A 13,413-nucleotide genomic window follows, 5' to 3' on the forward strand; every position below is an offset into this window, starting at 1 on the left:
GAACGCAGGCTCAAAACGATAGCGACAAAAAGAAGCCCCGGGTTGTGAGACCCGGGGCTTCTTGCTTTTCAGTTGTGTTCGCCCCAAATCCCCTGTGGGAGCGAGCTTGCTCGCGATGAGGCCAGCACATCCAACATCTCCCGCGCCTGACACGCCGCCATCGCGAGCATCTTGATTTACACCGGCAAACGCCCTTCGAGGTTCATGCCCATACGGCTAAGACCCCAGGACAGCTCGTCGATGCTGGCATAAGGCACCTGATTCACGTCGGTCCATGCGGGGCGATTGATCAGGTAGCTGCCGTCAGCTGTGCGCTCGACCGGTGTTCTTGCCAGTTGACCGACTCTGCTGCGATGGATCAGTGTCCAGTTTCCGTTCGATTTCTCGAAAGTGAACATGCCTTGCCGATATAGCAGTCGATCAAGTGCTTCCGGTGTCTTTTCAAGCAACGGCAGTGGCATCTGCAAGCTCAAGTCAGCGTGCAAGGTGTCGAAGTTTCCGTCGGTTAATTCGGGTTGGGTGGCAAAGCCGCGGCCTACCTCAATGCCTCGATCCGTTTCAATCAGCAGGCTTTCTTCCGGCAGCACTTCTTCGATGCGCAAACCAATACCGCCCTGCATTTCGCTGATGCCGGACATTCCGCGAAAGGTGTTGATGTTTTCCTGATCCGTCAGCACCACCCATCTGCCCGCTCCGTTGAGCGTTTTGTCGGCCTCCATGATGGTGTGGGTGAGGTAGGTCTTGATGGCTTGCTCATGCATGTCGGGAAGTGATGGGCCGGGGAAACGGTAACTGGCCAGGCAGTCGGTTGCCTGAATCCGAATGCCATTTTGTTGAGCCGCCTTGACCACTTCAAGCGGGGTGAATCTGCCGGTGGGATCGCTTTTCAGCTTTTGCAAATACGCCTTGAGATCATCGGGCATTGACCCGGTCTTGAAGAATTGATCGAGTTCCACCTGGTTGAAATCGTTGAGCAGGCGATGGAAATAGATCGTCTTGACTTCCTGTTGGGCAAGGATCGGCATGTTCTCGATGAGAAACCGCATGCTGGCAATGCGGTCCTGGCTTTCACCGATGACCAGGCCCGGTGCCGCTTCAAATATCTTCGGGAGCAGTTCTGCGGCAGTGGTTGATGGCGTCACGACTGGAAGCTGCGGACGAGGGGGTAATGAAGCGAAAAATCCACTGCGGGAAAAGAATTGACGGGCGTCTTGTGACAGCGTGGCGCGCGGGGCCGCGACGTATCGTGCGTAAGTGGACTCTGCGCGAAAGCTTCCGTCTGGCTGACGGACCAGTTTGATATGGGTTTCTCTCTCGCCCATCGCCAGTAGTCTGATACTGAATCGGTTAGTTGCGTCGTATTGCGTGGCAGGGCGGCGCAGGATGGCCTGTGTTGGCTCTTGAACAGAGGCAGACGCAGAGGCGGGAGCAGGCGTAGAGGCCGGAGCAGATGTAGACGGCGGAACGCGGGACCCGCCCGGATGCCGGTTTCCACCGCCCCTGAGCCCGGCTCGGGGTGCCAGCTCCCATTCGCCCTCGGCATTGAGACGCACAGGGAGTGAACCTGAAAACGCGTTGGGATTTTCAGGGTCGATGATGGCCCAGGTGCCGCCTCCGTTGGGATCGGCTTCGTAGCGCACGTAATAGGCCCTGTCATCGAGCAAGATCGCGGAGGAAAGGTTGGAGTCGAGTTGATAGATGCCCTGGAATTTTCCGGCTTCACTCACGGGTGTCCGCCCCTCGAGCAGTTCATTGGCTTGCCAGTGGTCCGGTATTTCGATGGGTTGAGAGGTTCCTGACAAGGGGGAATCGAGTTCACTTGCCAGCTCGACGGGCCAGCCCATGGGTTTCATGCCCTTTGCAACCAACGCTTGCTTGAGTTCTTCGAGGTTGTCCACTGTCATGGACTCGTAGGCTGGCCGAAGCGGGGTATCCAGATTCAGCCGTCCACCCGGCGTGGATCTGATGACGCTGTCTGTCATCCCGTTGTTGGCATTGCGATAAACCACAAGGACGCTGCTGCGGTAGCGCTGGAAGGTGAACATCCCCGGTTCAGGCAGCAGCGCTCGCAGTTGTTGCGGAGTCCTGTATGCCCACGGGGTTTGCATCTGCACGCGCCAGTCGCCTTTGATCAGGGCATGGACGCTGTCGAAGTCCATGCCATCAGATACGTAAAAAACAGGGGAATCCGGATAGTCCGCATGCTCCACAGCCAATCCCGGATCGGAGTTGATGGGTTGCGCTTGCCCCGGCGCTACGTCATCGATACGAATGCTCAGGGCATCGGTCTGTTCGCTAATGCCGCGATAGCCTCTGAATGTCGCCATGTTTTCCTGATTGACCAAGGCAACCCATTTGGCCGGTTCTTTCAATGCTTCGTTGAACCGGATGACCTCGCTGGCAAAAAAACTCCTGGCCATCTGGTAATCGGATTCCCAGTTAATCGCTTCTTTGTTGATGTTGTAGGTCGTCGACATGTCGAGGGCCTGAACCCGGATCTGTTGGGCATTGGCGGCTTTGACCAGCGCCAGCAGATTGAATTGGCCTGTTGGGTCGTTGCCGGCCTTGATGTCGAGTTTTTTCAGGTAGTTTTCCAGCTCGACGGGCATTTCACCGGTGCGCGCGAAGGAGTCCAATTCGAGTTGATTGACGTTGGCCAGCAGCTCCTGCAAGTACAGGGTCTTGACGCCATGTTGCGCGAGCGTTGGCATGTTTTCGATCAGGAACTGTTTGCTGCCGATGCTGCCCCGGCTCTCGCCGACGACCAGCCCCGGTTTTTCTGCGTAGGCCGCTTCAAACAGTTCGCCAGGCGTGGCAAACGCTTGTGCAGAGGGCGCCGGTTGGCTCAGCGTCGGAGGGTGAAGCTCGTACCAGGCCCTGGCGTCGCTGACCAGATTGCGACGAGATTCTTCCTGGGCCATCTCGAATTCGCTGAGGGTGATGACCTCTTGGTCGGCATCGGACATGAGTACGCTGTGGACGTCGATGTCTGCCACTGACCAGATCCGTCTGAACGGGCTGCGTACGTCGGGTCCACCCAGCGCCCATGCCCGCATTTCAGGGTCGTCAAGGCCCGGCACGTGAACGCCTGGCCGTTGTGACCACTCCTCGACGGCGGGGGAGGCGGCGTCCGCTGCTTGCATCCCGCCTCTGAGGCCCAGTTTGGGAACGACTTCCCATTCTCCCGAATCATTCATAAACCGTACTGGAATCGAATCCGTGAAGGAGTCGGGATTGGCCGGGTCGATGATTGCCCAGTACCCACTCCCGTTGAGGCTGTTTTCATAACGCACGTAATAGGCGTTGCCGTTGAGTTTGATGGCGGACGAAGGATTCGAGGCGAGCCGATATGTACCCTGGAACTTGCCTGACTCACGAACCAGGGCGTCATCGCTGAGCACATCATTAATCCTGAAGGAGTCCGGCACTGATGACGCTGGCCTGTCCTCAGTCGAGCCCGTGACAGCCTCTGATTCTCCTTCGATGGTTTCGACCTTCGACCCCGCGGTTTCGGCAGGTGTGGTTGATTCAATCAGGTCGGCCATTTCTTTGGCTTCGGCGGCGTCGATGTCCGGGCCGATTTCCTCCAGCGATCCTGGACCTTTGAGCACCAGGAGGTTGAACAGCAAATCGATACCGCTGAGCACGGCGCCAAGAACGCCGGCCTTGCGTTCCTTGGCGGTTTTGCCATTGACCGCCTGATCGATGTTCAAACCCAGGCTGGCGATACTGGCGCCGACCACCGGCAGGGCAATCGGCCAACCGACCACCGCCATGGGGCCAAATACTTTTAAACCGGCGCTGAGGTAACCGATCCACAGTTTCTTGCGCAGATCGCCATTGGACGTCAGCGAGAGTTCGGCTTCGGCAAACATTGCGCTTTTGGTCGAGTTGCTCAACCAGCTGAATGCGTCGCCGGTGATGATCTGGTTTTTTTGATTGATCAGGTGATGGTCGTACTTGCCCCAAGTGCTGACCAGCCGGTTCATGATATCGGTGATGTTCTTGTCGATGGTTTGACGATCGGCCAAGGAAAAATGCGTCATGAAGCCTCGGCGAGCCTCTTCTTCGTTCATCTGCTGCAACATCCAGTAGTGCATGTCCGTCGCGGTTTCCAGCACTTTGAAAGCGACGTTTTCACCGGGCAGATACACGATCTGGCGCCCCTTGGGTGCGACGAAACGCAGGATGTTGGTGGCAAGGTACCCGTCGACGTCCAGAGTCCGAACAATGTCGGCGCAAGGGTGCTGAGCCCGCAGCATCTGCAGGTCGACAGGCCAGTTGATCGGACCCATTACGGCGTTAGTGACGAACTGAAAGTCATCGTCGCTCAACTGCCGTTTGTCCCTGGCCTTTACGGCTTGTATCAGAAAATTGCATTTGGCCAGGGTTCGGAAGTCGGTGCCGGACTGCTTCCAGAACGCGGTCAATTTGTCGGTATAGAGCGTGCTGAAATCGATGTTCCAGAACGCCTTCAGCACCTCGTTGCCGTGCAGGCGTACTTCGTTGGTTTCGTTGAACCTCCCGGCATTCGGGCCGGCGGTATAAAAGCCTGCATAGACGTCAAGCAGGTCGGCGTTGTCCTGATCGCTGGTGCGAAAGCGCTGGATCACCAGCTGCGTCAGGGTCGTGGTTGACGTCGGCGTTGCTTTGACATGCTCCCACCCCGTGAACGTTTTCGAACTGCTTTCGGCTGTGTCGAAACGGTGGAAGTACACCTGATCCGGATCGAGGTCGGTAATGCCGGATTTTTTCAGTAAGTCGCTGGCGACTTCGTGCGCCGTGTCTTGCAGGCTCGGGCAAGTCTGGATGACGGTGGTGGCGATCGCCTTGAGCGCGGCCTTGTCGGCGGCATTGGGCAGCGGGCGTGTTTCGTTCGGGTTCATGCACTCTCTTTCCTTGAGAAAACGGGATGTCGAGGATGGCCGGTTTTTTCAAGGCAAGTGCACTACATAGTTATGCCCACAGCTGATGTGCGGCCACAGGTCACCCTTACCGTTTCGCAGTTGCAGGTGTATCGTATTCGCCTTTTGCAGGCTCCCGGGCCTGTCGCTGATACGTGAGGTAGTTGAGTTCATGTCGTTTACCCGTCGCCAAATCCTCGGTGGCCTGGCCGGTCTTGTTGTCGTTGGTGTCGGTGCAGGGGGCGCGTCGCGCTACTGGCTGGGCAAGATGGCTGACGCCGAGGCGGGCCACGACTATGAGCTGATCGCAGCGCCGTTGGACTTGGAACTGGTAGCCGGGCACAAGACCCAGGCTTGGGCCTTCGGCCCTTCGGCGCCGGGCACCGAGTTGCGGGTGCGCCAGGGTGAATGGCTGCGGGTGCGTTTCATCAACCACCTGCCGGTCGCCACCACCATCCACTGGCACGGCATCCGTCTGCCGCTGGAAATGGACGGTGTGCCTTACGTCTCGCAGCTGCCGGTGCTGCCGGGCGAATACTTCGATTACAAATTCCGCGTGCCTGATGCCGGCAGCTACTGGTATCACCCCCATGTGAGCAGCAGCGAGGAACTCGGTCGCGGCCTGGTCGGCCCGCTGATTGTCGAGGAGCGTGAGCCCACCGGCTTCAAGTACGAAAAAACCTTGAGCCTGAAGAACTGGCACATCGATGAGCAGGGCGCTTTCGTCGACTTCAGTATTCCCCGGGAAGCGGCCCGTGGCGGCACGGCGGGGCGTCTGTCGACCATCAACGGCATCGCGCAAGCGGTGATTGATTTGCCGGCCGGGCAGATCACCCGTGTACGTTTGCTCAACCTCGATAACACCTTGACCTATCGCCTGAATATTCCCGGCGTCGAAGCGCAGATCTATGCGCTCGATGGCAACCCCATCGAACCGCGCCCGCTAGGCAAGGAATACTGGCTCGGCCCCGGCATGCGTATCTGCCTGGCGATCAAGGCGCCGCCGGCCGGTGAAGAATTGTCCCTGCGCAACGGCCCGGTGCGCTTGGGTACGCTGCGTTCGGTGGCCAACACCGACGCCCCGACCGAGTGGCCGCCCGCGCTGCCCGCCAACCCGGTGGCCGAGCCGGACCTGGCCAATGCCGAGAAACTCAACTTCAATTTCGAATGGGTCGGTTCGGTGTCGGTGAACGTCGATAATGGTAAGCCGCCAAGCCTGTGGCAGATCAATGGCAAGGCCTGGGACATCACCGACAAAACCTGTGCCGACCGCCCGATCGCCAAACTGGAAAAGGGCAAGAGCTACATTTTCGAATTGAAAAACATGACCCAGTATCAGCACCCGATTCACCTGCACGGCATGAGTTTCAAGGTCATCGCCTCGAACCGGCACAAGGTCATTCCGTATTTCACCGACACCTACCTGCTGGGCAAGAACGAGCGCGCGCAGGTAGCGCTGGTGGCGGATAATCCGGGTGTATGGATGTTCCACTGCCATGTGATCGATCACATGGAAACCGGCCTGATGGCCGCTATCGAGGTGGCGTGATGCGTCAGATTCGTCCCGCCGCCATCATCGACCGCAGTCGTGATCGCGAATTCATGCGTGAGGCCCTGGCACTGGCGGCCCAAGGCGCGGCCCTCGGCGAAGTGCCGGTGGGCGCGGTACTGGTCCAGGATGGGGAAATCATCGGTCGCGGCTTCAACTGCCCGATCAGTGGCAACGACCCCAGCGCCCACGCCGAGATGGTCGCAATCCGCGCCGCCGCCCAGGCCGTCAGCAATTACCGACTAACCGGCAGTACGCTTTACGTGACGCTGGAGCCGTGCAGCATGTGCGCGGGTCTGATCGTGCATTCGCGGATTGCCCGGGTGGTGTACGGCGCGCTGGAGCCCAAGGCGGGGATCGTGCAGAGCCAGGGGCAGTTCTTTACCCAGGGCTTTTTGAATCATCGGGTGTTGTATGAAGGCGGGGTGTTGGCGGATGAGTGTGGAGCGGTGTTGAGCGAATTCTTCAAGGCCCGAAGAGCGAAACCAGCAGACTGAACCCGGACCTGTGGGAGCGAGCTTGCTCGCGATAGCGGACTAACATTCAACATCTCTGTTGGCTGACAGTGCCTCATCGCGAGCAAGCTCGCTCCCACAGGGTTCTTCTGTATTTGGGTGGTTGTGGTTTACTTCCGCGCCACAATCACCGCCCGCATCGGCGCCGGCAACCCTTCAATGGTCTTGCTGTGATCTTCCGGATCGAGGAAGTCACTGAGCGACTGATACTTCATCCACTCCGTCCCGCGCTGTTCCTCGATCGTGGTGGTGCTCACGTCCACGCACTTCACGTCTGTGAACCCGGCACGTCGCAACCACAACTCCAGCGCCGGCACCGACGGCAGGAACCACACGTTGCGCATCTGCGCGTAGCGGTCCTCCGGCACCAGCACCTGATGTTTGTCGCCTTCGACCACCAGGGTTTCCAGCACCAGCTCACCGCCCTTGACCAGGCAATCCTTCAGCGCCAGCAAATGTTCGATGGGCGAACGGCGGTGGTAGAACACACCCATGGAAAACACTGTGTCGAACCCTTCGAGGTTCGGCGGCAGGTCTTCGAACGGGAAGGGCAGGTGCCAGGCGTTCGGCTCGGACAGGTAGCGTTGCACCGCCTGGAACTGGCAGAAGAACAGCCAGTTCGGGTCGACACCGATCACGCTGTCCGCGCCGGCGCCAAGCATGCGCCACATGTAATAACCGTTGCCACAGCCGACATCGAGGATGCGCTTGCCTTTCAGGTTCAGGTGCGGGGCGACCCGTGACCACTTCCAGTCCGAGCGCCATTCGGTGTCGACGTGCACGCCGAACAGGTCGAACGGCCCTTTGCGCCATGGCGACAGGCCCATCAGCGCGGTACGCATTTGCGCGCGGGTCTCGTCGCTGCAATCGGTATCGAGCTTCAAGCCATTGAGCAAATCGACTTCGCTCGGCTGGATCTTCGGCAGGGCGTCCAGCGCGCTTTGCCAGCGTTCCAGGTCGCCATGGCCCTTTTCCATTTTCTTGTCGAGTTGCGCTTGCAGAGTGTTGGCCCATTCGGCCAGCGGCGTGCCGGCCAGACGGCGGGCGAGGGGAGACAGATCAATCATGGCAAGGCAATCAACGAGGCAAAGTTAAGACACTGGAACCACGGCACGACTTTCGAGAACCCGGCGGCCAGCAGGCGTTCGCGGTGTTCTTCGAGGCTGTCGGGCTTCATGACGTTTTCGATGGCGCTGCGCTTCTGGGCGATTTCCAGTTCGCTGTAGCCGTTGGCGCGTTTGAAAGCGATATGCAGGTCGGTGAGCAACGCGTGTTCCTGCTCGTCTTCGAAACGCAGTTTTTCCGAGAGGATCAGGGCGCCGCCGGGCAACAGCGACTGACGGATGCGCGACAGCAATGCCGTGCGTTGGTCCGGGGCGATGAACTGCAGGGTGAAGTTCAGCGCCACCACCGAGGCCGGCTGGAACTCCAGGGCGAGGATGTCGCCTTCGATCACCTCCACCGGCAGCAACTCCTGGAACATCGAATCCTGCCCGTTGAGGTACTCGCGGCAGCGTTCGACCATCGCTGCGGAGTTATCCACAGCGATCACCCGGCAGCCATCGGTGCGCACGTGCCGGCGCAAGGCCTGGGTCACGGCACCGAGCGACGAGCCCAGGTCATACAGCACGCTGCCCGGCTGGGCGAACTGCGCGGCGAGCACGCCGAGGTTTTCGACGATGGTCGGATAACCCGGCACCGAGCGCTTGATCATGTCCGGGAACACCCGCACCACGTCCTCGTTGAAGGCGAAGTCAGGCACCTGGGCCAGAGGCTGGGCGAAAAGGCGATCGGGTTCTTTGCTCACGGCGGTTCCAGCGGTGTAGGTGGAAAAGGCCGGCATTTTAGCCAAGTTGGCGCGGGGATGCGCGGGTTGTCTGATAAACCGCCAAGCAGCCTGCAAAGTCTGTGTGTTCAGTGATATTGCTATCGCGAGCAAGCTCGCTCCCACAAGGGCTGTGCAATACCTGTGGGAGCGAGCTTGCTCGCGATGGGGTCAGCGCGGTTTCTGAGTGAACGCCGATGCCGTGATCCCCCATTGCCCCAGCCAATAGCTGAGGATGATCACGTACGACGCCGCGTCGAACGGCACCACAAACCGGCTGATGCCAATCACGCTGTCGGAGAACACGAATGCCACTGCGCCCGCCGCCGCCAGTAGCGCCGAGCGTTTGGGCACATCGGTCCCGAGTCGGGCCAGGGCGCGCCAGAGCATGGCGCTGATCGCCGTGCCATAGACAATCACAGGCACCAACAATGGCCCGAGGCCGTTGGAAATCAGAATCCCCAGCAGGACGGCGCCGACGCCGAGGGCCAGCACCAGTGGCAGCAATGCCAGGCGCCGGCAATCGCTCAAATACGCTTTCAGATAGGCCAGATGCGCAACCAGAAACGCCCCAAGGCCGAACACGAACAAATCCCCCGGCCATGCCAGCAACACGTCGCCGACCAGGGAGAAAATCAAACTCAGGCTGATCCAGCGCCGATATTCGCCTGGTGGTGCGTCATGCAACCAGCCAAGCAGGGCCAGCACCGGCAGCGGCTTGACCAGCAGGCACAGCAGGGACGCATGCACGCTCAGGCCATAAAGGAAGGTCACTGCGCCCATCAGCGCCAGAATCAGCCAGCCCACGGTCAGTTAACCGAGATCGCGCAGTCGAACGAATCCACCGGCAGTACTTCCGGCGCCCACGGCTGTTGCGAGGTCAGGCGCAAACGCCCGGTGCCGGTCGCAAACGCCTGAAAGCGCCAGGTCGAGACCCCGGCCGCGCCGACGATGCCGGCATCTTCCGGGTTTCGATAAACCTCTGGCCCCAGGGTGTGCAAGACGCCACCAGCCGAATCCTGGATCGCCCAGCGATAGCCCGTGGTCGGATTGCTCGGCAGGGTCAGGATCAGGTTTTGCCCGTTGCTGAGTTTCACCGGACATTCGCTTTGTTTTTCCACGGTCACGTTTTGTTTCGGTTGCGTGGCACACGCGGCCAGCAAGGCGAGGGCGAGGGGGACAAGCAGGCGAATGGGGGACATGTGGTCAGTGGCTCCGGCGTTCACGACGAACGGCGAGCATAACCGAGATGAGACAAAGTGTGACAGTCGCCCGCAATGGGGGTGTAAGAGTTGACGCTATCGCGAGCGGGCCACACACAGGGGGTAGAGGTAACCTCGTGAGAGCGACCTGCTCGGGATAAAGAAAATATTTACTGGTAGTGCTTAACGGTTAACTCACAAGAGAAAAACAGAAATCGCTTTCTGATGTAAATTCGATGCCATGCAGATCTTTGAACTTCATAACGACGTTGCCAGAGTACTGTTGTGTTTCGTTACTCACGGTCAAGTTCATGACACCTTCCAATGCCCAATGGCTGGTGTAGGCAGGGAAGTTTTCGGTATAGGCAATTTCTATCAAATGGTCCGGAGAGTTCAGTGTGTAGATTCCCGTCTCGATATGCTTGGGCATGTAAATGTCAAAGGCCCGGTCGAGTGGGGTGTTTTTTTCTCCGGCCTTGAAAATAGCGAGGATTTCCCTGTTTCCGACGCTGGCGAAAAATTCTTCGGACTGAAAGTCTTCACGATTCTGAAGGGTTGCATTCAAGTGGTTGTTTGGGCAGCAACGGCGAAATTTGACATTGTCATCAATGCGCTCGTCGACAAGATTTCTTCGTTGTTTGATATCCATGGGGTTCTCTCCTTTGTGCTTCTCGCACGAATGATTTGAACCTTGAGGATATAGAGCCGAAGTGCCTGGATGTACTCTCTGTTCTGATAGGATTACAAACCTATTAATTATGTATTTTTAGTTATTGCTGGCCTCGAAAAAATGGTCAGGTTACGAGCCTGACCATTTCGAAATCACACTGTTTAATCAGAACAACACCTTCGCCACATCCGCAAAGCGCTTGGCGAAGTGCACGGTAATGCCTTCCTTCAGGTATTCCGGCAGCTCCTCGAAATTCCCGCGGTTGGCCTCCGGCAGAATCAGTTCGAAAATCTTCTGCCGCCGCGCCGCAATCACTTTTTCCCGTACCCCGCCAATCGGCAATACATGCCCGGTCAACGTCAGTTCGCCGGTCATGGCCACGCCTTTTTTCGGTGGCTGATTACGTGCCAGCGACAGCAGGGCGCTGGCCATGGTCACGCCGGCGCTCGGGCCGTCTTTTGGCGTCGCGCCTTCCGGCACGTGCAGATGGACGAAGGCTTCGTCGAAGAATTTCGGATCGCCGCCATAGGACTTCAGGTGCGAACTGACGTAGCTGTAGGCGATTTCCGCCGACTCTTTCATCACATCACCCAATTGCCCGGTGAGCTTGAACCCACGGTTGAGGGTGTGGATGCGCGTGGCTTCGATCGGCAGGGTTGCACCGCCCATGCTGGTCCAGGCCAGCCCGGTGATCACGCCGACCCCCGCCAGTACCTGCTCGTTGCGGAACACCGGCTTGCCCAGAGACGCCTCCAGGTCTTTCGGCCCGAGCTTGATTACGGCTTTTGGATCGTCGAGCAGTTTCATCACCGCTTTGCGCACCAGTTTGCCGAGGTTTTTTTCCAACTGGCGCACGCCGGCTTCACGGGCATAACCGTCGACCAGCGCCTTGAGCGCGCTGTCGCTGATGCTCAGGCTGCCCTTGGACACACCGGCTTTCTCAAGCTGCTTGGGCCACAGGTGACGCTTGGCGATGGCGACTTTTTCTTCGGTGATGTAGCCCGACAGGCGAATCACTTCCATCCGGTCCAGCAGCGGGCCGGGGATCGAATCCAGGGTATTGGCGGTACAGACGAACAGCACTTTCGACAGGTCCATCCGCAGATCCAGATAGTGGTCGAGGAATTCGACGTTCTGTTCCGGATCGAGGGTTTCCAGCAGCGCCGAGGCCGGGTCGCCCTGGTAGCTCTGGCCCATCTTGTCGATTTCGTCGAGCATGATCACCGGGTTCATCACTTCGACGTCTTTCAACGCCTGCACCAGTTTGCCCGGCTGCGCGCCGATGTAGGTGCGGCGATGGCCCTTGATCTCGGCTTCGTCGCGCATGCCGCCAAGGCTGAAGCGATAGAACGGCCGGCCCAGGGATTCGGCGATGGATTTGCCGACGCTGGTCTTGCCCACGCCCGGCGGGCCCACCAGCAATACGATGGAACCGCTGATCTCGCCTTTGTAGGCGCCGACCGCGAGAAATTCGAGGATACGGTCCTTGATGTCATCGAGACCTGCGTGGTGTTTGTCCAGCACCTTGCGCGCGTGCTTGAGGTCGAGTTTGTCCTCGCCGTACACGCCCCACGGCACCGAGGTCGCCCAGTCGATGTAATTGCGGGTCACCGCATATTCCGGCGAGCCGGTCTCGAGGATCGACAGCTTGTTCATTTCTTCTTCGAGGCGTTTCTGCACCTGCGTCGGCAGGACTTTGCCCACCAGCCGCTGCTCGAACTGTTCGAGGTCGGCGCTGCGGTCGTCCTTGGTCAACCCCAGCTCCTGCTGGATAACCTTGAGTTGTTCCTTGAGGAAAAACTCGCGCTGATGTTCGCCGATCTTTCGGTTAACTTCGGCGGAAATCTCTTTTTGCAGGCGCGCGACTTCGACTTCCTTGCGCAGCATCGGCAGGACTTTTTCCATGCGCTTGAGCATCGGCACGCAGTCGAGCACTTCCTGCAACTCGCTGCCGGTGGCCGAGGTGAGCGCGGCGGCGAAGTCGGTCAGCGGCGACGGATCGTTGGGGCTGAAGCGGTTGAGGTAGTTCTTCAGCTCTTCGCTGTACAGCGGGTTGAGCGGCAGCAGTTCCTTGATCGCATTGATCAGTGCCATGCCGTAGGCCTTGACCTCGTCGGTCGGCTCGGTGGGCTGGTGCGGGTATTCGACTTCCACCAGGTACGGCGGGCGGTGATGCTTGAGCCAGGTCTTGAGGCGTACGCGGGTCAGGCCTTGGGCGACGAACTGCAGCTTGCCGTTTTCGCGGCTGGCGTGGTGCACCTTGACCAGCGTGCCGTAGAGCGGCAGGGCCGAGGTGTCGAAATGGCGCGGGTCTTCCTGGGGCGTGTCCATGTAGAACAGGGCCAGGGAGTGGTGATCGGATTTGCTGACCAGATCGAGGGTTTCGGCCCACGGTTCTTCGTTGACGATGACCGGTAGCACCTGGGCCGGGAAGAACGGTCGGTTATGGATCGGGATGACGTAGACCTTGTCCGGCAGGTTCTGGCCAGGCAGGGCCAGGCCTTTGCCAGGTTTGTGCTGCTGGGCGTTTTCCGGATCGGCGTATTCACTCGGGTCTTCGGGGAATTCCTGCTGGTCGCTCATGGGGGCACCTGCGCAATGGGTATGGGTCTTAGATGGGGCAGGTTGGCGGTGGTTTCAACGGTCATTTTCTGCGACGCGGTGTTTCGCAGGTGTGTTCAGCGCAGAGACAGGTTAGCTGGATTTCGCGGCGACACTATCCCCTGTGGGAGCGGGGGTGATTTGAAA

General features: G+C 59.1%; 9 protein-coding genes. 2 read left to right on the forward strand and 7 right to left on the reverse strand.

Annotation, left to right across the window (positions count from 1 at the left end; all coding sequences use genetic code 11):
* Positions 1 to 176 precede the first annotated feature (176 nt).
* Positions 177 to 4,886 (reverse strand): membrane-targeted effector domain-containing toxin, encoded by a 4,710-nt coding sequence (locus tag KW840_RS09085; protein WP_218494996.1) that lies wholly within the window; start codon positions 4,884 to 4,886, stop codon positions 177 to 179.
* A gap of 190 nt (positions 4,887 to 5,076) precedes the next feature.
* Between KW840_RS09085 and KW840_RS09090 the strand changes: the two genes are divergently transcribed.
* Both KW840_RS09090 and tadA read left to right on the forward strand, forming a co-directional pair.
* On the forward strand, positions 5,077 to 6,453 hold the full coding sequence (locus KW840_RS09090) for a multicopper oxidase family protein (RefSeq protein WP_218494997.1): 1,377 nt from the start codon (positions 5,077 to 5,079) through the stop codon (positions 6,451 to 6,453).
* Positions 6,453 to 6,950 (forward strand): tRNA adenosine(34) deaminase TadA, encoded by a 498-nt coding sequence (gene tadA, locus KW840_RS09095; RefSeq protein WP_218494998.1) that lies wholly within the window; start codon positions 6,453 to 6,455, stop codon positions 6,948 to 6,950. The genes KW840_RS09090 and tadA overlap by 1 nt, the downstream gene beginning before the upstream one ends.
* Before the next feature lie 128 nt (positions 6,951 to 7,078).
* Here the strand turns inward: tadA and cmoB are convergent, their stop codons facing one another.
* The 6 genes from cmoB to lon form a co-directional block, all read right to left on the reverse strand.
* Positions 7,079 to 8,035, reverse strand: a complete 957-nt coding sequence (gene cmoB / locus KW840_RS09100; RefSeq protein ID WP_057716261.1) for a tRNA 5-methoxyuridine(34)/uridine 5-oxyacetic acid(34) synthase CmoB — start codon at positions 8,033 to 8,035, stop codon at positions 7,079 to 7,081.
* Positions 8,032 to 8,775: a carboxy-S-adenosyl-L-methionine synthase CmoA gene (cmoA, locus tag KW840_RS09105; RefSeq protein WP_008053199.1), complete on the reverse strand. Its 744-nt coding sequence runs from the start codon at positions 8,773 to 8,775 to the stop codon at positions 8,032 to 8,034. Before cmoA ends, cmoB begins: the two co-directional genes overlap by 4 nt.
* Positions 8,776 to 8,964: 189 nt before the next feature.
* Positions 8,965 to 9,600: a lysoplasmalogenase gene (locus tag KW840_RS09110; RefSeq protein ID WP_218494999.1), complete on the reverse strand. Its 636-nt coding sequence runs from the start codon at positions 9,598 to 9,600 to the stop codon at positions 8,965 to 8,967.
* Between the two features lie 2 nt (positions 9,601 to 9,602).
* Positions 9,603 to 9,995: a protease inhibitor I42 family protein gene (locus tag KW840_RS09115; RefSeq protein WP_218495000.1), complete on the reverse strand. Its 393-nt coding sequence runs from the start codon at positions 9,993 to 9,995 to the stop codon at positions 9,603 to 9,605.
* A gap of 190 nt (positions 9,996 to 10,185) precedes the next feature.
* Positions 10,186 to 10,644 (reverse strand): hypothetical protein, encoded by a 459-nt coding sequence (locus tag KW840_RS09120; protein ID WP_218495001.1) that lies wholly within the window; start codon positions 10,642 to 10,644, stop codon positions 10,186 to 10,188.
* Positions 10,645 to 10,830: 186 nt separating this feature from the next.
* Positions 10,831 to 13,248 (reverse strand): endopeptidase La, encoded by a 2,418-nt coding sequence (lon, locus tag KW840_RS09125; protein WP_256353229.1) that lies wholly within the window; start codon positions 13,246 to 13,248, stop codon positions 10,831 to 10,833.
* Positions 13,249 to 13,413 lie beyond the last annotated feature (165 nt).

The sequence above is a fragment of the Pseudomonas sp. PDM30 genome, from assembly GCF_019218985.1.
GTDB classification, from domain to species: Bacteria; Pseudomonadota; Gammaproteobacteria; order Pseudomonadales; family Pseudomonadaceae; genus Aquipseudomonas; species Aquipseudomonas jessenii.

What these genes read in the sequence shown, in the direction of transcription:
- KW840_RS09085 (WP_218494996.1), bottom strand. Translation starts at nt 4,886, where the DNA reads ATGAACCCGAACGAAACACGCCCGCTGCCCAATGCCGCCGACAAGGCC.
- KW840_RS09090 (WP_218494997.1), top strand. Translation starts at nt 5,077, where the DNA reads ATGTCGTTTACCCGTCGCCAAATCCTCGGTGGCCTGGCCGGTCTTGTT.
- tadA (WP_218494998.1), top strand. Translation starts at nt 6,453, where the DNA reads ATGCGTCAGATTCGTCCCGCCGCCATCATCGACCGCAGTCGTGATCGC.
- cmoB (WP_057716261.1), bottom strand. Translation starts at nt 8,035, where the DNA reads ATGATTGATCTGTCTCCCCTCGCCCGCCGTCTGGCCGGCACGCCGCTG.
- KW840_RS09115 (WP_218495000.1), bottom strand. Translation starts at nt 9,995, where the DNA reads ATGTCCCCCATTCGCCTGCTTGTCCCCCTCGCCCTCGCCTTGCTGGCC.
- KW840_RS09120 (WP_218495001.1), bottom strand. Translation starts at nt 10,644, where the DNA reads ATGGATATCAAACAACGAAGAAATCTTGTCGACGAGCGCATTGATGAC.
- lon (WP_256353229.1), bottom strand. Translation starts at nt 13,248, where the DNA reads ATGAGCGACCAGCAGGAATTCCCCGAAGACCCGAGTGAATACGCCGAT.